Raw genomic sequence first — 19,489 nt, 5'->3', positions numbered from 1 at the left:
CGCCCCGCTACAACGACGACACGTAGAGCTGTGCCTGTTCCACCGCGACGAGTGTCGCGGCGAGACATTCCTCCAGCTCCTGGCCGGCCTGGGTGAGGGAGGCCTGGGCCGCCTCGACGGTCTCGTGCCCGCTGCCCTCCAACGCCCCGGCGAGGGTCTGCTGCGCCTCGGAGAGTTTCTCCCCGGCGGCCTGCACGGCGCTCTGCCCGTCACCGATCTGTTGGAGGGCGATGTCGATCGCGGCCTTCAGCTCGGCGACGCTCGCCACGGTGACCTCCTGGGGGCGGGGAGATCTCCATTACAACGTATCCCCGACGGGGAGAGAACATCCGCCCTGTCGGTGTTGCTGCCCGGGTGTCCGGTTACTGCCCTGACGTGCGGGAAAGCCGTCGCGAGGTCCCGCAAGCGAGACGCCTGATCCCGTCGGCGGGACTGGGTGGGGGTGGTCCCGGACCCCGGACCGCCCCGGATCAGGAGGGCAACCAGCGGGGGCCGTACACCTCGGCGCCCAGCTCACCCACCCGGCCGCGCAGCTCCCGGTCGGCGGTGACCACCAGCCGACGCCGGTCCGGCGCGTCCCGGACCAGGTCGACGATGGTGTCGTCGCCCGAGCCGGGGGCCGCGACGGTGCGTACCCCCGCCACTCCCGGCACGTCGCGGGCCGCGCCCTCCACCACCAGCACCACCTCGACGGGCGCGGGCAGCTCCGGGGGTACGCCGGCGTCGGCCACCGGGACCAGCCGGTCGCGCAGCCGGGCCGCCGCGCCGGCCCGGTCGTGCCACCAGCCGTCCGGTCGGGAGCCGACCACGTTCGCACCGTCGACGATCAGCAGCGGGTTGGTGTCCATGCCCCCCACCCTGCCACCTGCGGGCGTTTGTCGGGGCGACCGTCGGGTAGCCACCGGCGATCGTGTCGCGCCTACGTGTCGCCCTCGGCGACCCTGCCGCGCCCGAGGAGCGGAGGACAGACATGATGGGACCCGGTGACTTCGGCTCCGACCCGTGGGACGAGTTCCTGGCCCGGTACTTCGGCCGGGGTGAGGGCGGACGCCGGCCGGCCCATCGGGTCGACATCACCCGGCTGATGACCGCCGACGCCCGGGAGATGCTGGCCGACGCGGCCCGCCGGGCCGCCCAGAAGCACAGCACCGACCTGGACACCGACCACCTGCTCTGGGCGGCGTTGCAGCGTGACCCGCTGCGGGACCTGGTCCGCCGCGCCGGTGCCGACCCGGACACCCTGGTCAACGCGCTCGGTGGCCGCGCCGACGGCGCCCCGGGCGGCGAGGTGCCACCCAACCTGTCCCTCACCCCGGCGGCGAAACGGGCGTTGCTCGACGCCCACCAGCTGTCCCGGGCGATGGGGGCGAACTACATCGGCCCCGAACACATCCTGATGGCGTTGCCGCTCAACCCCGAGTCGCCCGCCGGCCGGATGCTCGCCGCCGGCCGGATCCAGCCCGAGTCGCTCCAGGCGGCCGGCGCCGAACGCGGCCCGATGGCCGGCCCGAAACCCGACCGGGGCACCCCCACCCTCGACCAGTACGGCCAGGACCTCACCGACCTGGCCCGCAACGACCAGATCGACCCGGTGATCGGCCGCGCCGACGAGATCGAACAGGCCGTCGAGATCCTGTCCCGGCGCACCAAGAACAACCCGGTGCTCATCGGTGAGGCGGGCGTCGGCAAGACCGCCATCGTGGAGGGCCTGGCCGAGCGGATCTGCGACGGCGACGTGCCACAGACCCTGCTCGGCAAGCGGGTCGTCCAGCTCGACCTGGCTGGCCTGGTCGCCGGCACCCGCTACCGGGGCGACTTCGAGGAGCGGCTCAAGAAGGTGATCGACGAGATCCGGGCCCACCGGGACGAGTTGATCATATTTCTGGACGAGATCCACACCCTGGTCGGCGCGGGCGGCGCCGGCAGCGAGGGCGGCATGGATGCGTCCAACATGCTCAAGCCGGCCCTGGCCCGCGGCGAGCTGCGGGTGATCGGGGCGACCACGCTCGACGAGTACCGGCGCAGCATCGAGAAGGACGCCGCCCTGGCCCGCCGGTTCCAACCGGTGCTGGTGCCCGAGCCCGACGTCGAGGACACCGTGGCCATCCTGCGCGGCCTGCGGGACCGCTACGAGGCCCACCACCAGGTCCGGTTCACCGACGAGGCGCTGGTCGCCGCCGCCGAACTGTCCGACCGGTACGTCACCGACCGGTTCCTGCCGGACAAGGCGATCGACCTGATCGACCAGGCCGGTGCGCGGGTACGGCTGCGCACCCGGACCCCCGCCTCGGACGTGCGGGAGTTGGAGCAGCAACTGGAGGACGTGCGCCGGGACAAGGAACAAGCCGTCGCCGACGAGCAGTACGAGAAGGCGTCCGCCCTGCGGGACCGCATCGCCGAGGTGGAGGCGCAGATCGGGCGGGCCCGGGGCGACGGCGGGGACAGTCAGGTCCCGTCGGTCGACACCACGGAGATCGCCGAGGTGGTCTCCCGCTCCACCGGCATCCCGATCAGCCAACTCACCGAGGAGGAACGCGACCGGCTGCTGCGCCTGGAGGGGCACCTGCACCAGAAGGTGATCGGCCAGGACGACGCGGTCACCGCGATCGCCGAGGCGGTCCGCCGCTCGCGTACCGGGCTGGCCGACCCGAACCGGCCGATGGGCAGCTTCCTGTTCCTCGGCCCGACCGGCGTCGGCAAGACCGAACTGGCCCGCGCCCTGGCCGAGGCGCTGTTCGGGGAGGCCGACCGGATGGTCCGGGTGGACATGAGCGAGTTCCAGGAACGGCACACCGTGGCCCGGCTGGTCGGTGCGCCCCCCGGCTACGTCGGCTACGAGGAGGCCGGTCAGCTCACCGAGGCGGTACGCCGCCGCCCGTACGCGGTGGTGCTGCTCGACGAGATCGAGAAGGCCCACCCGGACGTGTTCAACATCCTGCTCCAGGTGCTCGACGACGGGCGGCTCACCGACAGCCAGGGCCGCACGGTCAACTTCAAGAACACCGTACTGATCATGACGAGCAACCTGGGTTCGGAGCTGATCACCGGTGCCCAGCGTACGGTCGGGTTCGGGGTCGGCGCGCAGGGCGACCAGCAGGAGGCCGACGAGCTGCGGGAGCGGCTGATGCGCCGGCTCCAGGAGAACTTCCGGCCGGAGTTCCTCAACCGGATCGACGAGACGATCATCTTCCAGCGGCTGGAGGCCGAGCAGCTACGCCAGATCACCGGCCTGCTGCTGGAGGAGACCCGGCGTCGGCTGCACGCCCAGGACATCCAGGTCGACGTCACGGCGGCCGGCACCGACTGGCTGGCCGAGCACGGCTACCAGCCGGAGTTCGGGGCCCGCCCGCTGCGCCGGGTGATCCAGCGGGAGGTGGACAACCGGCTGTCCCGGATGCTGCTGGAGAACCAGCTCTCACCAGGGCAGAAGGTCACCGTCGACGCGCGGGACGGGCAGCTCACCTTCGACGTGTCCGCCGGCGACCGCGACTACGCGCCCGCCACCACCTCGCATCCCCGATGACCGGAGGGCGGAGATGACCGAACCCGAGGAGACCGAGGAGTACGCCGAGCAGACCCCACCCATCCTCGCGGCCCCGACGGCGAACCCGGGGCGGGTCCAGGTGCCGCCGGAGGGACTCAAGCAGTGGACCGACGACGGGGACCCGGCACCACCCGGGGCACCGGAAGAGGAGGCGTGATGGCACGCGAACAGCGACTCGACCCCGAGGTGGAGGTGCTCTGGGAGGACTTCCACGCCGAGGTGAACGTCCCCTCCGAGCAGCTGCGGCAGTGGCTGCTGACCCGCGGGTCGGGGGAGGAGGCGTTCGGCCCCGACCCGGATCTCGACCTGCCCGAGCCCGGCCGGCAGATCCTGGCCGTGCTGCGCAAGCGCAAGGTCGACCTCACCCCGGCCGACGTGGCGGTGATGCGGATGGCGGTCGACCGGATCCGGTCGTTGGTGGACGAGAAGCCCGGCGACGTCGACGACGAGTGGCGGTACGCCCTGCTCGACCTGGGCCACGACGTCCTCGTCGAACGCTGACCGGGACCGTCGCCCGCCGACCCGGTTCGGATGCCGACCCGGTCCGGCGGGGCCGGGCGGCTCCGAAGGCTGGTCGACGATGGCGCGGGCACCCGGGACGCCGTCCCGGGTGCCCGCTCGTCGGTGGGCTACTCGGACCCGAGGCTGGGCAGTTGCAGGCCGGCGGCGTCGGCGGCGTCCTGCCGCTCGGCCCGGGTCTGCTCCTCCCGGGTGAGCAGCGTCGCGTACTCGGTGATGTCGGCCGGGTCGGGCACCTCGGGCAGGCGACGCAGGAACGTCTCGACGTCGCGGGCGGCAGCGGTGTGCGCGGTGGCCGCCCGGCGCAGCAGTTCCCGCTGGTCGGCGGCCGGATAGAGATCGGTCATGCAGGGCTGATACCCGTCGTCACGCCGTTCGCACCCGCCCGGCCGGGCGGGCCGTGCCGGTGTCCCGGGCCCCGAACTCGGGATGCCGCAGCAACCAGGCCAGGTAGTCGGGATGCGCGGCCAACGAATCGGTGTACGCGGCCACCGCGTCCTCCAGCACCGCCTCGGCGACCCGGGCCGCCGGGGATTCGGGGTGCCAGCCGAGCAGCAGCCGCCAGCGCAGCGGGATGCCCGCGAGCCGACGGGTCACCAGCCCGGCGACCGGACGGAAGGTGGCCTGGCACAACGCCACCGCCTCCCCTGCGTCGACCAGGTCCATGCAGCCGCGCACGTCGGTCTCGTACACCTTGCGGGGGGTGAACCCGGCGCGGGCGCACGCGGCGGCGAAGCAGTCGCCGAAGCAGCCGTCGCCCGGGGCGGCCACCCACTGCTCGTGGCGCAGTTCGGCCAGACCGACCTCGTCCTGGTCGGCCGTCGGGTGGCCGGCGGGCAGCAGCACCAGCACCGGGTCGACCGCCACCTCCTGCCAGGTCAGGCCGAACTCCGCCGGTGGGGTGGCATCGCCGCAGATCCCGGTCAGTGCGAAGTCGAGCCGACCACCGGCGACGAGGGCGGCCAACTCGTCGGCCGACCACGACGCGTAGGTGGTGATCTGGGCGTGCGGCTGCTCGGCGGCGAGCCGGTGCACCAGCCGGCCCAGGATGGGACTGTTCACCCCGCCGAAGCGGTACCGGCCGAGGGCGTCGTCGGCGCCGGCCAGCCGGGCCGCCTCGTCCTGTAGGCCCTTCATCGCCGGCAGCAGCACCCGGGCCCGGGACAGCACCAACTCTCCCAGGGCGGTCGGCCGGGCCCCCCGGCGGTCCCGTTCGAACAACGGACCGCCCAGCGTCCGCTCGATGCGCTGAAGCTGGGCGGTCAGGGCCGGCTGGGCCAGGCCGAGGGCGGACGCGGCCTTGGTCACGCTGCCCGTCTCGGCGATCGCGCAGACCACCCGCAGGTGGCGCAGCTCCAGATTCATATGGTGACGGTATGGCCACTCGTCGATAGACGGAAGGCCCTGAACGCAACCGGCTGGCCGAGCTGAACGGATCGGAGTCGACCGGTCACCGCCGCGCGCGGCGGGTGAGGTCGCTCAGCTGGGTACGCCGGCCGGTCACCGCGTCGCGGAGCTTGTCCACCACTCCGACGGCCGGCTCGACGATCCGGTTCCACGGCGGGGTGGCCGGGGTGCCCGGATGCGGCCGGGTCGGGGCCGCCTCTTCGGCGATCTCCCACCGGTTGCCCAACCGGATCAGCTCGGCGTCGGTGGCCACCTCGCGCAGCGGGACGATCAGCGCGCCGACCGCGGTGACGTGCCGCCGGATCTGGGCCACCACGTCGGCGAGCGTCGGGTCGTCCGGGCCGCGCAGGGCCTTCAGCACGGTGAGCAGCGCCGCGTCCGCCGCGATCTCCCGGTCCACCCGGGCGTCGGCGTCGGGCAGCGCGGCACGGGCGCTGGGCAGCAGGTACTGCTCCTCCGCCGACAGGTGCCGCGACACCGTGGCGGTGAGCACCTGGAGCACCTCCCGCCGACGCTCGACCGCCAGGGTGGGGTCGGTGACCTGCTCGACGAGGTCGAGCAGTTGCCGGTGCTCGGTGTCGGCGAGATCGGCCATGCTCCGCCCACCGGGGCGGTAGGCGTCGTCGGCGGCTGGGGGCAGCGGGGGCAGGGGAACGGCGGACATGACGCCCTCCTCGACGGGGCCGGCACGGGTCGCCGGCCGGTGCGACGGGCGAAACGGGGACGCCAGCGCCGGTACCCGTACCCGGTGACCGGCAAACCCCGGCGGCCGGTGCGGGCACCCCGGCCCAGGTCGTCCGGCGCTGCCGAGCGGGCCGGCCTGCGCTGTCGACCGGGCTCGGCGGCGCAGGCCGGCCGGGCCCGGCGGGTGGTCCCGGTGCGGTCGGCGGGGCGGGACGTGCCAGAGCCGGCCGGGCCGTTCGCGGCGGGACCGGCGACTGGTAGAAAGAGGCGATGACGAGCGATGCCGCCTCCGCCCCGCCCGATCCCACCGTCGAGGTCGTCGACCTCTGCCGTGACCTGCTGCGCATCGACACCACCAACACCGGTGACAACGCCACCAGTGCGGGGGAGCGCCGGGCCGTCGAGTACGTCGCGGAGAAGCTCGCCGAGGTCGGCGTGGCCGCCGAGATCCACGAGTCCGCGCCGGGCCGGGCCAACCTGGTCGCCCGCATCCCCGGCGTCGACCCGGGCCGGGACGCCCTGCTGGTGCACGGGCACCTGGACGTGGTGCCCGCCGACGCCGACGAGTGGTCGGTGCACCCGTTCTCCGGGGAGATCCGCGACGGCTACCTGTGGGGCCGGGGTGCGATCGACATGAAGGACTTCGACGCGATGGTCCTGGCGGTGGTACGCCACTGGCAGCGCACCGGTGTCCGTCCGCCCCGCGACATCGTGCTGGCCTACACCGCCGACGAGGAGGCGGGCAGCGACTACGGCGCGCACTTCCTCGTCCAGCAGCACCGGGACCTCTTCGACGGCTGCACCGAGGCGGTCGGCGAGGTCGGCGGCTTCTCCTACTCGATCAGCGACGCCCAGCGGCTCTATCTGATCGAGACGGCCGAGAAGGGGCTGGACTGGATGCGGTTGCACGCCAAGGGCCGCCCCGGGCACGGCTCGTTCGTCCACGACGACAACGCGGTCACCGCGCTGGCCGAGGCGGTCGCCCGGATCGGCCGGCACCGCTTCCCGATCACCGTCACCCCGACCGTCCGGGCCTTCCTGGCGGAACTGTCCGACGTGCTCGGCGTCGAGCTGGACCCGGACGACCCGGAGACCGCCATCGCCAAGCTCGGCCCGATCGCCAACATCATCGGGGCGACCATCCGCAGCACCGCCAACCCGACCCGGCTCGCCGCCGGCTACAAGGACAACGTCATCCCCGGCCGGGCCACCGCCACCATCGACTGCCGCAGCCTGCCCGGCCAGTCGGAGCTGCTGGAACGGCAGCTGCGCGAGCTGGTCGGCCCGGACATCGAGATCGAGTACATCCAGCGGCAGCCGGCCCTGGAGACCACCTTCGACGGGGACCTGGTCGAGGCGATGTCGGCCGCCCTGCGCGCCGAGGACCCGGGGGCGCGGCCGGTGCCGTACATGCTCTCCGGTGGCACCGACGCCAAGGCGTTCGCGCAGCTCGGGATGCGCTGCTTCGGTTTCGCCCCGCTGCGGCTGCCGGCGGACCTCAACTTCTCGGCGTTGTTCCACGGCATCGACGAGCGGGTACCGGTGGACGGACTACAGTTCGGCGTGCGGGTGCTCGACCGGTTCCTCCGCAACTGCTGAGCAGCACCGGTGCCGCACCTTCCCCCATTTGTTGAAGGGACTGCCTCATGACCGACCAGCACGGTGAGCTGGACGCCGCCCTGGAGCGCGTGATCGACGCGGCCCGCGCCCACCTGACGGCCGTGCGTGCCGCCCAGGGGCGGATCGACGACGACGACGTGTGGCAGGCGTACGTGGCGTTGAACAACGCCTCCTTCGCCTACGACGAGCAGCTGCTCGACGCGTTCGGCGAGGTCACCCCCTGGGACGTGGAGTCGATCGACCCGGACGAGGCCGACGAGCGCTTCGGCGGCGCGGCCGAGGGCGCCGCGGCCACCGATCCGCACCCCCAGGTCATTTCGGTGCGGCAGCGCCGCGACTACCGGGTGCCCAGCGTCTCGGCGCTGCTGCGGGTCGCCGAGGTGGCCCGCCGGGAGGGCACCCCCGAGGACGACGAGCCGGCGCCGGTCGAGGGGGTCGGCGAGGCGGTGCTGGAGCTGTTGCAGAGCGGCGACGGATCGCTGTCCGCCCTGGACGTGCCGGAGCTGGAGCCGCTGGACGGCGTGGTGATGGTCAGCGAGGTGGGCACCCCGGTCGACCTGGAGTCGTTCGACGACGACGACCCGGTGGGCCCGTTCTCCCCGGCCGCCGACGACCGGCTGGTGGGCCGGCTCGACGAGCACCCGTTCCTCGACGAGGACGACCACGACCACGCCGGGCACCAGCACTAGGTGTCGCGCGTGCCGGCCCGGGCTCACCTGACCCGGGCCGGCACGGTGTCCCTCCGCACCCGCCGCGTCGGTGCCGACGGCCAGCCCTCGGTGCCGGTGGCCACTGCCGGGTGCCGGTGGCCTCTGCCGGTGGCGGTGGCGGTGGCGTGCCGGTAGTCAGTAGGACAGGCCCGGCTGCGGCTGGTTGACCCGGCGGCGACGCAGCACCACCTTGCGGGTGCCGTCGCGGAACAGTTGCACCCGGGCCAGCTCCCAGCCGGAGAACTCGGCCTGGATGGCCAGCTGCGCCGCAGCGGTCAACCGGTCGACGTTCGGCGGCAACCGCAACGGCGCGTATTCGTAGTCCATGGCATCCATGCTGCCCAGCCCGGCGGCCGGGCGCCACCCCCCGGGCGGTGCGCCGCGCCACCACCGGGGGCGACCCCCCCCGGTCGGCCCGGCCCCCGTCGACCCGGCCCGCCAGGTCCGCCCGTCGGCCGCCCGGACCGTCAGGTCGCCCTGCTGCGCTCAGCCCCACCCGTCAACCCGACACACAGTCGGTCGCCCCGTGCTGCCAGGAATGGTCGTAGCGGCCGGCGATCCGCTCGATGAACTCCTCGACCGCCCGCTCGTCGAGGGTGTCCAGCCGGTCCAGCCGCTGCCAGCCGGTCAACCCGATGCCGTGACCCAGCGGTGGGTAGGGGGCCACCACCACGTCACGGGGATGCCGGCGGCCGAGCCGCTCCAGCTTCTCGACGTCGCCGGGCGGGACGTCCGGGGCGTACTGCACCAGCACGTGGCCGTGTTCCAGCGCGTGCACCTGGAGTTCCTCCGGCACCGCGTCGCGGTAGATGCCCGGCACCACCACCCGGGGCGAGTGCGGCCCCGACGTCGGCGGGAGCGTCCGGTACGGCTCGTGCGGCGCACCCTCGTACGCGATGTGCCGGTCGCCCTCGAACGGTTGCGCGGTGCCGGGCAACCGGTCGCAGGGCAGCGCCGCCTCCCCGCCGACCAGGTTGATCAACACCCCCACCCCGAGGCTGGACATGGTCGCCACACTGAGCACGGTGACCACCACGCTGACCACCGGGCCGAGCCATCTGCGGTTCACGTGGCCAACCTTCCGGCGCGGTAACGATTACGCACGATCACCCCGACTGGAAGCAGAATGTTGAGCGAGGCGAAAGCCGCCAGCGCAATTCCCTCCCACCAGTAGGCACTGCCGAACGGTGCGCCGGTCAGCACCCCGGCGGCCCACCCCAGGGTCACTTTCGCCCCCGGTAGCAGAAAATGGATGGCGAACCAGACCATCCAGATTACTCCGGCGACATACAACAATCGGTACCAGCGGGACACCCGCAGATCCCGGGCGTGTGCGTCACGCAGCACGGCGCGTTCGGCGGGGGTCAACCGGCGAATCCATTTCTTGACGCTGAGCCGGGTCACCTCGTGCAGGTTGCGGCAGCCGGTCGCGGTGGCCATCACCAGGTACATGTCGGTGCGCAGATAGGCAAGCGTCTGGAAGGCCAGCTTGACGGCCTGACTGAACACCACCATGGCGAGGAACCGCACCATCCCCGGCGGCAGTTCCAGCCAGCCCCGCGACCAGGCGAACCGTGGGGCGACGGCGGCGAACAGCAGGATCCCGTCGATGGCCATACCGGCGAGGAACGGGCCGTAGCGGCGTTCCGGCGGCAACGCCCAGAGCCCGGTCAGGTCGGTCTCCAGCACCGGGAAGATCCCCCGGCGTTCCAACCGCAGCTGCGACCGTACGCCGACGGCCGCCCCGGCGAACGCGTGCCACGCCTCGTGCACCACCGTGAGCAGGGCCACCGTGACATTGGTGATCAGCAGGCTGAGCACCACGTCGGGAAAGATGAAGGTGTCCTCGTAGGTGGGCAGCAGCGACGGCTCGGCGACGAACATCGCCAGGGTGGCCAGCAACGCGCCGACGTAGATCGTCCAGGCCACCCGGCCGAACAACGGCCGGACCAGCCGGGCCGGGATGCGCGACACCGACCAGGGTCGGGCCGGCGCCGGCGGCGGCCCCTCCTGCACCCGGATGATGCCCGCCTCGACCAGCACCTCGACGAAGTCCAACGCGTCGACCGGTTCACCCGTCTCGCGTTCCACCTCGTCGGCGGCCTCGGCGACGGTCCGGCCGGCGGCGAACAACGCCACCAGCCGCGCCCCCACCTCGGGCACCACCACGAAGTTTCCGCTGGCCAGGTCGCCGACGACGTACTCGTCGTCCTCCTCCTGGCGGACCACCAGGTGGGTCACCGGAGGGTGGCTGTCCAACCCGAGCACGGTCACCGTTCCTCCTGGAACCAGCCGCAGGTGTCGCACTTCACGCCGGGCCGGGGATTGACCACGTAGTGGTAGGTCAGGTCGGTCAGGCTCAGGTGGAACATCCGGCCCCGGGTGGTCGTCGGGATGCCGGCGAGGTGGTAGACGACGTCGAGGGCGGCCAGGTGCCCGGTCAGGTTGGCGGTGGGGGCGATCACCGCGTGCCCGGTGAATCCGAACAGCTCCTCCGGCTCGGTGCCGTGCTCCTCACGCAGCCGGTCGGTGACGCTCGGCAGGCACGCCTCGCAGCAGGTCTGACCAGGCACGAAGAGACCGATCACCGCCATCGGGCCGGCGTACTGGGCGAGCATCCAGGGGGTGCCGGTGGCCAGGGCGGCCCGGTTGGTCCACTCCCGGATGGCGTGCCGGGGCTGGTCGGCGCAGAGCACCAGCAGGTCGCGGTCGCGCATCAACGCCGCCACGTCCGCCGTCGAGTCGACCCGGGCCTCCTCGCCGGTCACCGTGACGTGGGAGTTCATCAGGCGCAGCCGGGCCACCGCGGTGTCCACCTTGGCGGCGCCGATGTCGTCCTCGGTGTAGAGCAGTTGCCGGGTCAGGTTGCCCGTCTCGACCACGTCGAAGTCGACGCAGTGCACCGTGCCCACCCCGGCGGCCACCAGCGAGGCGGCCACCGCCGAACCGGAGCCGCCGAGCCCCAGCACCACCACCCGGCCCGCCTTGAGCCGGGCCTGCACCTCGTAGCGGGAGGTACGCGGGGTGAGGTCCACCCAGGCGTGGTAGGTGAACGCCCGGTCGTAGCGGTCGATCTCCGCTGGGCTCAGCTCGGGTGGGGGCGGCGCGGCGGCGTCCTCCACGTACCCGGCGTCGATGATCGTCTCCAGCGCGTCGGTCGCCTCGTCGGCCGTCATCTCCGGGTGCCCGGCGAGCAGCGCCGCGACGATCTCGGCCCGGGTGCGGGTGCCGTCCATCAGACCGAGCAGCGCCCAGAGGCTGCCGTCCTCGTCGTCGATCTCCGCGCCGATCCCCAGCTGCCGACCACCGATGTTGATCAGGGTCGGGCGGAGCCGTACCGGCTTGTGGATGCCCTTGATCCGGGGCCGCTGCATCGGGCGAAGACCTCCTGGAAGATGGCCGGCCGGGGCGCGGCACGCCGCGCCCCGGCCGAAACGGGGTGGGTCAGCCGCAGACGTCGTTGCGGCAGCCCGGCTCGCTGATGATGGCGACGGTGGTCTCGAGCCGCTCGAGCTTGCGCACGACGACCTTGGCGGGCTTGCGCTTGACGTCGGTCTTACGGTCCACGGGTCCTCCAACGAAATGGGAGAAACGGCGCGGCGGGGGTCGCTCGCGCCGCAATCATTAGAGCACCGCCATTGGTTCGCCACAATGTTTTCGGCAGCCGGATCAGGTGGCCCGCGAGGGGGGTAATCCCTTTTCGGGCAGGGCCACCGGAAAACGGACGAAAAAGAGCTGGGCCAAAAGCGCGCCAGGGGCGTCGAAGCCCGCCTATTCGGGCGGAACACACACCAGCGGGTGGATCGAATTATGGGGGTGTGACAGTTGGTAAAGGATGATCGGCGGAATTGACGCGCTCCGGTGCGCTTTTGGGGCGTTCCGCTACCTTGTGCGGGGTCGCCGCCGGGGCGTGCTGCGGCCCGACTGCCACACCGTCGGCCCGCTGCGGGCACGGCAACCGACCGGCCGGGCGGCAGCGGGGTCACCTCCGGCACCGCCTCGCGTGGGCGGGCGAGCACGGGCCGACGCCGTCGGGGCACGGCGACGGCCCCACCGGCGTCCGGTAGCGGGCCGGGGTCAGCCTTCTGCATTCCGGCACCGGGACGGTCCGGGTCAGCGCCCGCTCCGGTACGGGCGGGTCAGCCCTCGCGTTCCGGGTAGCCGGCCGGCACGGCGGACACGTCGTCCAGGGCCGTGGTGATCTCCTCCGGCAGGGTCATCCGTTCCACCTGCAACGCGCCGAGCAGCTGGCCGACCGTGCGGGCACCGAGGATCGGCGCGGTCACCCCCGGCCGGTCCCGGATCCAGGCCAGCGCCACCTCCAGCGGCGACACGCCCAGCCCGCCCGCGGCGATGCTCACCGCCTCGACGATGCTGGAGCAGCGCGGCTCCAGGTAGGTGGCGACGAACGGCTCGAAGTGCGCCGAGGCGGCCCGGGAGTCCGCCGGGCGGCCGTTGCGGTACTTGCCGGTCAGCACCCCCCGCCCCAGCGGCGACCACGGCAGCACGCCCAGGCCCAGCGCGGCGCAGGCCGGCAGCACCTCCCGCTCCACCCCCCGCTCCAGCAGTGAGTACTCCATCTGGGTGGCGACCACCGGGGCCCGCCCCGGCCAGGCGGCCTGCCAGGCGGCGGCGCGCGCGGTCTGCCAGCCGGAGAAGTTCGACACCCCGACGTAGCGGACCCGGCCGGAAGCCACCGCGTGGTCCAACGCGGCGAGGGTCTCCTCCAGCGGGGTGTCCGGGTCGTAGCCGTGCACCTGCCACAGGTCGACGTGGTCGGTGCCGAGCCGGCGCAGCGAGCCGTCCAGTGTCCGCAGCAGGTGCCCCCGGGAGCCGTCGCGCCGTCGGCCGCTGCCCGGCCGCAGACCCGCCTTGGTGGCGATCAGCACGTCCTCGCGGGGGACCAGGGTGCCCAGCAGCGAGCCGAGCACCGACTCGGCGTCCCCGTCGGCGAACACGTCGGCGGTGTCGACCAGGTTGCCGCCCGCGTCGAGGAAACTCTTCAGCTGGGCCGCCGCGTCGTCGGCGTCGGTGTCCCGGCCCCAGGTCATGGTGCCGAGCGCGAGCCGGGAAACCGCCAGCCCGCTTCGGCCGAGCGGTCGCTGTTGCATGGGTGAACCTTATTTCGAACCCGGCGCAACCGATATCCTTGCTCCCGGCATCTCTGCCTGTCGGGTCGCCGATCCGACCGTCACCGCCGCCCCCGGTGTCGCGTTGTGCACCCGATGCGCCGATCCGGTCGCTGGTTGTCGACCCCACCCACCCGCCGCGCCCGTCCGACATGGGCCGCCCGTCGCCACCATCCGACGTCGTCAGCCCGGCCGTCACCGCCCGTCCCGCACCGGCCGACGTCGGCGTACCCGCGACCGGCTCGGCCCGCCGGTGTCGGCGGACGCGGTGTGCGGGGGTGAGCCGGTCTCCGGCGGGACCCATGGCATTGCGTAACCTGATGCGACCTGTGGTGCGGGATGGGGAGGATCAGTGCGACTCGGGCTCAGCCTCGGATATCAGACAGCGTGGAGCACGCCGGCGGACCACCTGGCGCTCGCCCAGGAAGCGGACCGCCTCGGCTACTCGGTGGTGTGGGCGGCGGAGGCGTACGGCTCGGACTCCCCGAGCATGCTGGCCTGGATGGCCGGCCAGACCCAGCGGATCGACGTGGGTAGCGCGGTGATGCAGATCCCCGCCCGTACCCCGGCGATGACCGCGATGACCGCGGCGACCATCGACGCCCTCTCCGGCGGCCGGTTCCGGCTCGGCCTGGGCGTCTCCGGCCCGCAGGTCTCCGAGGGCTGGCACGGCGTCCGGTTCGCCAAGCCGCTCGCCCGCACCCGCGAGTACGTCGACATCGTGAAGCTGGCGGTGGCCCGCAAGGAGGTCGCCTACGCCGGTGAGCACTACACGCTGCCGCTACCCGACGGCCCCGGCAAGGCGCTGCGGCTGGGTTTCCACCCGCCACGCGAGCACATCCCGATCTACCTGGCCGCCGTCGGCCCCAAGAACCTGGAACTGGCCGGTGAGATCGCCGACGGCTGGCTGGCGGTCTTCTACGCCCCCGAGTTCGCCGAGGAGCAGCTCGCCTCGGTGCAGGCCGGACGGGCGAAGGCGGGCAGGGAGCTGGCCGGCTTCGACGTGGTGCCGTCGGTGCCGGTGGTGGTCGGCGACGACGTGGCCTCCTGCGCCGAGATGGTCCGCTGGTACGCCGCCCTCTACGTCGGCGGGATGGGCAGCCGGCAGCAGAACTTCTACAACCAGCTGGCCACCCGGATGGGCTACGGCGACGCCGCCCGGCAGGTCCAGGATCTCTACCTGGCCCGGCAGCAGCGGGACGCGGCGGCGGCGGTGCCGATGGAGTTCATCGACCGCACCTCGCTGCTCGGCCCGAAGGAACGCATCGCCGAGCGGATGCGGGAGTACGCGGCCGCCGGGGTGACCACCCTGTCGGTCACCCTGTTCGTGGCCGACCGGGACAGCGGCGTGCAGACCCTGCGTACCGTCGCCGAGGCCCTCGACCTCTCGGGAGTCGGCGAGTGACCTGGGTCGAGGCCATCGTCCTGGGCATCGTCCAGGGGCTCACCGAGTTTCTTCCGGTGAGTTCGTCGGGGCATCTGCGGATCACCTCGGCGATCTTCTTCGACCGGGACGCGGGCGCGTCCTTCACCGCGGTGACCCAGCTGGGCACCGAGGCGGCCGTGCTCATCTACTTCGCCAAGGACATCTGGCGGATCACCCGGACCTGGCTGGTCGGCATCCGGGACACCTCGGTCCGCTCCAGCCTCGACTACCGGATGGGCTGGTACGTGATCGTCGGCTCGATCCCGATCGGGCTGTTCGGTTTCCTGTTCAAGGACCAGATCCGCACCGCCGGGCGCAACCTGTGGGTGGTCTCCACCACGTTGATCGTCTTCGCTTTCGTGCTGGCCTTCGCCGAGTACTGGGGCCGGCAGACCCGTACCCTGGCGAACTTCCGGATGCGCGACGGCATCGTGATGGGCTTCGCCCAGGCCATGGCGCTGGTCCCCGGGGTGTCCCGCTCCGGCGGCACGCTCACCGCCGGCCTGCTGCTCAACCTGACCCGGGAGGCCGCCGCCCGGTACTCGTTCCTGCTGGCCATCCCGGCGGTGGTGATGTCCGGCATCTTCAGCGTCGGGGACGTCTTCGAGCCGGCCGCGCCGGGCACCTCGGTGCCCTCGGTGGCGCAGATGGTGGTCGCCACGATCATCGCCTTCGGCATCGGCTACGCGGCCATCGCCTGGCTGCTGCGCTATGTGGCGCACCACACCCTCTACGTCTTCGTCCTCTACCGGGTGGCGCTCGGCACCCTGGTACTGGCGCTGCTGCTCACCGGCACGATCAGCGCCACCTGACCCGACGGACCCGACGGCCCCCGACACCACCAGCCGGTGTCGGGGGCCGTCGCCGTGCCACCTGCCCCTAGGGTGGGGGCGTGGCGACCCTTCTGCTTCTGCGACACGGCCGGACGACCGCGAACGCCGACGGCGGGCTGGCCGGCCGGCAGCCGGTCGAGCTGGACGACACCGGGCGGGCCCAGTCGGCCGCGGTCGGCGAGCGGCTTCGTGGCCTGCCGTTGGCGGCGGTGGTCACCAGTCCGCTGATCCGCTGCCGGCAGACCCTCGACCTGGCGCTCCCGCAGGCCGCGCCGGTGGTCGAGGAGGGGCTGATCGAGTGCGGCTACGGCGCCTGGGAGGGGCAGCCGTTGAAGAAGCTCGCCAAGGAGAAGCTCTGGCCGGTGGTGCAGCAGCATCCCAGCGCGGCCGTCTTCCCCGACGGGGAGTCGATGGCGCAGATGTCCGCGCGCGCGGTCGCCGCGGTGCGGGCCTGGGACGCCCGGGTCACCGCCGAGCACGGGCCGGAGGCGGTCTGGCTGGCGTGCAGTCACGGCGATGTGATCAAGGCCATCGTGGCCGACGCCCTCGGGGTGCACCTGGACCTGTTCCAACGCATCGTCGCCGACCCGGCCTCGGTCACCGCGATCCGCTACACCTCGCTACGGCCGTTCCTGGTCCGGCTCAACGACACCGGCGGTGACCTGGCCGCACTGGTGCCGCCACCGGCCCGGCGGCGGCGTCGGGCGACCCGACCGGCCGACTCCGACGCGGCCGTCGGCGGGGGTGCGGGGACCGCCGGCTGAGCCGGGCCGTCCGACGTCGCACCCGGGTCGCGCCGTTTCGCGCTCGGCTGATTCGGCGTCGGTGCCTTGCGCGACCGTTCCACGCTCCGGATAGGGTCGTGGGTATGACCCACCAGGTGCACGCCTTCGAGCCGCCGGAGCGGTTCGTCGCCGGGACCGTCGGGCCGCCGGGGGAGCGCACGTTCTTCCTCCAGGCCCGCGGTGGCGGTCGGCTGGTCAGCGTCGCGCTGGAGAAGGTGCAGGTCTCCCTGCTCGCCGAAAAGCTGGAGGAGCTCCTCTCCGAGGCGCAGCGCCGGTTCGGTGTCGAGCTGCCGGAGGCGCCCGTGGCCGTCGGTGACAACGACCCGTTGGACAACCCGGTCGACGAGGAGTTCCGGGTCGGCACCCTCGGGTTGGCCTTCGACGTGGACTCCGCCACCGTGGTGATCGAGGCGATCGCCGCCGGTGAGGGGGAGGCCGAGGTCGAGTTGGGCGACGACGACGAGGCCGACGAGGACGACGACGAGGAACCGGACGAGGACCTCGACCGGCTGCGGGTGCGGCTGACCCCCGAGGCGACCCGCGAGTTCATCGAACGGGCCCGCCGGGTGGTCAACGCCGGCCGTCCGCCCTGCCCGCTGTGCGGGCAGCCGCTCGACCCGGCCGGGCACCTCTGCCCCCGGCACAACGGCTACCACCGGTGACCTCGTCGGAGGTGCGGCGTCAGGACGCCGACGCCGCGCTCCGGCTGCTGTGCGACGGTGAACTGGAGCTGGAAGGGCGGCTGGTCGACGCCTCCAACACCACCCTGCGGGCGATCCTGACCCTGGACGGCCGGACCGCCCGCTGCGTCTACAAGCCGGTGCGCGGCGAGCGCCCGCTCTGGGATTTTCCCGACGGTACCCTCGCCGGCCGGGAGGTCTCCGCCTACCTGGTCTCCCGGGCCACCGGCTGGGATCTGGTCCCGCCGACGGTGCTGCGGGACGGGCCGCTGGGGCCGGGGTCGTGCCAGCTGTGGATCGACGAGCCGGACGACGCCGATCCGTTGGTCGGGTTCGTGCCGGCCGAGGCGGTGCCGCCACGCTGGTTCCCGGTGGCCGCCGCCCGCGACGACGACGGTGCGGCGTACGCCCTGGCACACGCGGACGATCCCCGGTTGGCCCGGCTGGCGGTGCTCGACGCGGTGCTCAACAACGCCGACCGTAAGGGCGGCCACGTGCTGGTGGGTGCCGACGACCGGATCTACGGGGTGGACCACGGGGTCTGCTTCCACGTCGAGGACAAGCTGCGGACCGTCCTGTGGGGGTGGGCGGGCCGCCAGCTCCCGGCGGATGCGGTGCAGGTGCTCGACGCCCTCGCCGGGCAGCTTGCCGGCGAGTTGGGTGAGGAGTTGGCGGAGCACCTGACCCTCGGCGAGGTCGCCGAGGTGGGGGCCCGGGTGGGGCGGTTGCGGGACACCGGTCGTTTCCCGTTGCCGCCGCAGGAGTGGCCGGCGATGCCCTGGCCGCCCATGTGAGCCGTTGTCGTGTTGATCACCCGGGCGACCGTGCCCGGCGGCGGGACGGCTCGTTAGGCTGACGGTCATGGAGTCTTGGGCGGGACACGAGGTGCCACGGCTGCCGGGCGACGGCGGGCCACTGAGCTTGTACGACTCGGCGCGGCGTGGTGTCCACCCGAGCAGCCCTGCCGGCCCGGCCACCATGTACGTCTGCGGCATCACCCCGTACGACGCCACCCACCTGGGGCACGCCGCCACCATGATCACCTTTGATCTGGTGCAGCGGATGTGGCGTGACGCCGGTCTGACCGTCCGGTACGTCCAGAACGTCACCGACATCGACGACCCGCTGCTGGAACGCGCCGAGCGTGACGGGGAGGACTGGAAGGTCCTCGCGATGCGGGAGACCGCGTTGTTCCGCGAGGACATGGAGGCGTTGCGGATCATCCCGCCGGCGCACTACGTCGGCGCGGTCGAGTCGATCCCGGACATCGCCGACCGGGTGCAGGAGTTGCTCAAGGACGGTGCCGCCTACCGGCTCGACGACGGCACCGGCGACGTCTACTTCGACGTCGCCGCCGCCCCGGCGTTCGGCTACGAGTCGAACCTGACCCGGGAGCAGATGCTGGAGATCTTCCCCGAGCGCGGTGGCGACCCGGAACGGGCCGGCAAACGCGACCCGCTCGACCCGTTGCTGTGGCGCGGCGCCCGCGACGGCGAGCCGTCCTGGCCGGGCGGTGAGCTGGGCCCCGGCCGGCCCGGCTGGCACATCGAGTGCACCGTGATCGCGCTCAACCTGCTCGGTGACCGGCTCGACGTGCAGGGTGGCGGCAACGACCTGATCTTCCCGCACCACGAGTGTTCCGCCGCGCACGCGGAGCGGCTCACCGGCACCGCCCCCTTCGCCGACCACTACGTGCACGCCGGCATGATCGGCCTGGACGGCGAGAAGATGTCGAAGTCCAAGGGCAACCTGGTCTTCGTCTCCCGGCTGCGCGCCGACCAGGTGGATCCGATGGCCGTCCGGCTCGGCCTGATGTCCGGGCACTACCGGACCGACCGGGCCTGGACCGACGACGTGCTGACCGCCGCGCAGGAGCGGCTGGACCGCTGGCGGCGGGCCGCTACCGCGCCGTCCGGGCCGTCCGGCGCGGCCTTCCTCGCCGGGGTACGCGAGCGCCTCGGCGCCGACCTGGACACCCCTGGCGCACTCGCCCTGGCCGACGGCTGGGCGGATGCGGCGCTGGCCGGCACCACCGACGACCCGCAGGCCCCCGCCCTCTTCGCCACCACCGTCGACGCCCTCCTCGGCATCCGCCTCTAACCCCGCCCACCCGGACCCCACCCCCCACCCCCACCCCCACCCCCACCCCCAC

At 72.9% G+C, this 19,489-nt stretch carries 22 protein-coding genes; 11 read left to right on the top strand and 11 right to left on the bottom strand.

Annotation, left to right across the window (positions count from 1 at the left end; translation table 11 throughout):
- Window positions 1-7: 7 nt before the first annotated feature.
- Entirely contained in the window at window positions 8-268 is a 261-nt protein-coding gene (locus tag AB0B63_RS12860; protein WP_208566284.1) for a hypothetical protein, read from the bottom strand.
- Between the two features lie 202 nt (window positions 269-470).
- Window positions 471-848, bottom strand: a complete 378-nt coding sequence (locus AB0B63_RS12855; RefSeq protein WP_208566283.1) for a hypothetical protein — start codon at window positions 846-848, stop codon at window positions 471-473.
- A gap of 122 nt (window positions 849-970) precedes the next feature.
- Between AB0B63_RS12855 and AB0B63_RS12850 the strand changes: the two genes are divergently transcribed.
- The 3 genes from AB0B63_RS12850 to AB0B63_RS12840 are packed head-to-tail and all read left to right on the top strand — an operon-like array spanning window position 971 to window position 4,045.
- The gene (locus AB0B63_RS12850) at window positions 971-3,523 is read left to right on the top strand and encodes an ATP-dependent Clp protease ATP-binding subunit (protein WP_208566282.1); all 2,553 of its coding nucleotides are present in this window, start codon (window positions 971-973) and stop codon (window positions 3,521-3,523) included.
- A 13-nt stretch (window positions 3,524-3,536) separates the two neighbouring features.
- A complete protein-coding gene (locus AB0B63_RS12845; RefSeq protein ID WP_208566281.1) occupies window positions 3,537-3,701 on the top strand; it encodes a hypothetical protein in 165 nt (54 codons plus the stop codon).
- A complete protein-coding gene (locus AB0B63_RS12840; RefSeq protein ID WP_357017708.1) occupies window positions 3,701-4,045 on the top strand; it encodes a DUF3140 domain-containing protein in 345 nt (114 codons plus the stop codon). Before AB0B63_RS12845 ends, AB0B63_RS12840 begins: the two co-directional genes overlap by 1 nt.
- 128 nt (window positions 4,046-4,173) lie before the next feature.
- Here the strand turns inward: AB0B63_RS12840 and AB0B63_RS12835 are convergent, their stop codons facing one another.
- From AB0B63_RS12835 to AB0B63_RS12825, 3 genes are all read right to left on the bottom strand, one after another.
- The gene (locus AB0B63_RS12835) at window positions 4,174-4,410 is read right to left on the bottom strand and encodes a hypothetical protein (protein ID WP_208566279.1); all 237 of its coding nucleotides are present in this window, start codon (window positions 4,408-4,410) and stop codon (window positions 4,174-4,176) included.
- Window positions 4,411-4,429: 19 nt separating this feature from the next.
- Window positions 4,430-5,428: a LysR family transcriptional regulator gene (locus tag AB0B63_RS12830; protein WP_357017704.1), complete on the bottom strand. Its 999-nt coding sequence runs from the start codon at window positions 5,426-5,428 to the stop codon at window positions 4,430-4,432.
- An 85-nt stretch (window positions 5,429-5,513) separates the two neighbouring features.
- Entirely contained in the window at window positions 5,514-6,134 is a 621-nt protein-coding gene (locus AB0B63_RS12825) for a hemerythrin domain-containing protein (protein ID WP_357017701.1), read from the bottom strand.
- A 290-nt stretch (window positions 6,135-6,424) separates the two neighbouring features.
- Here AB0B63_RS12825 and AB0B63_RS12820 point away from each other — a divergent pair, with 290 nt between their 5' ends.
- Window positions 6,425-7,753, top strand: coding sequence for a M20/M25/M40 family metallo-hydrolase (locus AB0B63_RS12820; RefSeq protein WP_357017698.1), 1,329 nt, complete (start codon window positions 6,425-6,427; stop codon window positions 7,751-7,753).
- A 47-nt stretch (window positions 7,754-7,800) separates the two neighbouring features.
- Complete coding sequence (locus AB0B63_RS12815; RefSeq protein WP_357017695.1) at window positions 7,801-8,463, top strand: hypothetical protein; 663 nt, start codon at window positions 7,801-7,803, stop codon at window positions 8,461-8,463.
- Between the two features lie 156 nt (window positions 8,464-8,619).
- Here the strand turns inward: AB0B63_RS12815 and AB0B63_RS12810 are convergent, their stop codons facing one another.
- The 6 genes from AB0B63_RS12810 to AB0B63_RS12785 all read right to left on the bottom strand — a co-directional run bounded on the left by AB0B63_RS12810 (window position 8,620) and on the right by AB0B63_RS12785 (window position 13,595).
- The gene (locus tag AB0B63_RS12810; protein WP_088646215.1) at window positions 8,620-8,811 is read right to left on the bottom strand and encodes a DUF5703 family protein; all 192 of its coding nucleotides are present in this window, start codon (window positions 8,809-8,811) and stop codon (window positions 8,620-8,622) included.
- A gap of 172 nt (window positions 8,812-8,983) precedes the next feature.
- Window positions 8,984-9,553, bottom strand: coding sequence for a DUF3105 domain-containing protein (locus AB0B63_RS12805; protein ID WP_208566274.1), 570 nt, complete (start codon window positions 9,551-9,553; stop codon window positions 8,984-8,986).
- Window positions 9,550-10,758 carry a hypothetical protein gene (locus AB0B63_RS12800; protein WP_357017691.1) on the bottom strand — a complete coding sequence of 403 codons (1,209 nt, stop codon included), beginning with the start codon at window positions 10,756-10,758 and terminating at the stop codon, window positions 9,550-9,552. The genes AB0B63_RS12805 and AB0B63_RS12800 overlap by 4 nt, the downstream gene beginning before the upstream one ends.
- Complete coding sequence (locus tag AB0B63_RS12795; protein WP_208566272.1) at window positions 10,755-11,858, bottom strand: ThiF family adenylyltransferase; 1,104 nt, start codon at window positions 11,856-11,858, stop codon at window positions 10,755-10,757. The genes AB0B63_RS12800 and AB0B63_RS12795 overlap by 4 nt, the downstream gene beginning before the upstream one ends.
- Window positions 11,859-11,928: 70 nt before the next feature.
- Complete coding sequence (locus tag AB0B63_RS12790; RefSeq protein ID WP_255470009.1) at window positions 11,929-12,051, bottom strand: hypothetical protein; 123 nt, start codon at window positions 12,049-12,051, stop codon at window positions 11,929-11,931.
- A gap of 572 nt (window positions 12,052-12,623) precedes the next feature.
- Entirely contained in the window at window positions 12,624-13,595 is a 972-nt protein-coding gene (locus tag AB0B63_RS12785; protein ID WP_208566271.1) for an aldo/keto reductase, read from the bottom strand.
- Between the two features lie 370 nt (window positions 13,596-13,965).
- On the opposite strand from AB0B63_RS12785, the gene AB0B63_RS12780 reads away from it, so the two are divergent.
- The 6 genes from AB0B63_RS12780 (at window position 13,966) to mshC (ending at window position 19,437) form a co-directional block, all read left to right on the top strand.
- Window positions 13,966-15,018: an LLM class F420-dependent oxidoreductase gene (locus tag AB0B63_RS12780; protein ID WP_357017686.1), complete on the top strand. Its 1,053-nt coding sequence runs from the start codon at window positions 13,966-13,968 to the stop codon at window positions 15,016-15,018.
- Window positions 15,015-15,851: an undecaprenyl-diphosphate phosphatase gene (locus tag AB0B63_RS12775; RefSeq protein ID WP_208566269.1), complete on the top strand. Its 837-nt coding sequence runs from the start codon at window positions 15,015-15,017 to the stop codon at window positions 15,849-15,851. The genes AB0B63_RS12780 and AB0B63_RS12775 overlap by 4 nt, the downstream gene beginning before the upstream one ends.
- Before the next feature lie 80 nt (window positions 15,852-15,931).
- Window positions 15,932-16,636, top strand: a complete 705-nt coding sequence (locus AB0B63_RS12770; RefSeq protein ID WP_208566268.1) for a histidine phosphatase family protein — start codon at window positions 15,932-15,934, stop codon at window positions 16,634-16,636.
- 104 nt (window positions 16,637-16,740) lie between these two features.
- Window positions 16,741-17,319, top strand: coding sequence for a DUF3090 domain-containing protein (locus AB0B63_RS12765; protein WP_208566267.1), 579 nt, complete (start codon window positions 16,741-16,743; stop codon window positions 17,317-17,319).
- Window positions 17,316-18,131, top strand: coding sequence for an SCO1664 family protein (locus AB0B63_RS12760; RefSeq protein WP_208566266.1), 816 nt, complete (start codon window positions 17,316-17,318; stop codon window positions 18,129-18,131). Before AB0B63_RS12765 ends, AB0B63_RS12760 begins: the two co-directional genes overlap by 4 nt.
- Window positions 18,132-18,198: 67 nt before the next feature.
- Window positions 18,199-19,437, top strand: coding sequence for a cysteine--1-D-myo-inosityl 2-amino-2-deoxy-alpha-D-glucopyranoside ligase (gene mshC / locus AB0B63_RS12755; RefSeq protein WP_357017681.1), 1,239 nt, complete (start codon window positions 18,199-18,201; stop codon window positions 19,435-19,437).
- Window positions 19,438-19,489: the final 52 nt, after the last annotated feature.

It is taken from the genome of Micromonospora sp. NPDC049081 (assembly GCF_040648835.1).
Classification (GTDB): Bacteria; Actinomycetota; Actinomycetes; order Mycobacteriales; family Micromonosporaceae; genus Micromonospora; species Micromonospora antibiotica.
Note: the sequence above shows the minus strand (reverse complement) of the source record. Positions and strands in the feature narration are given on the sequence as shown.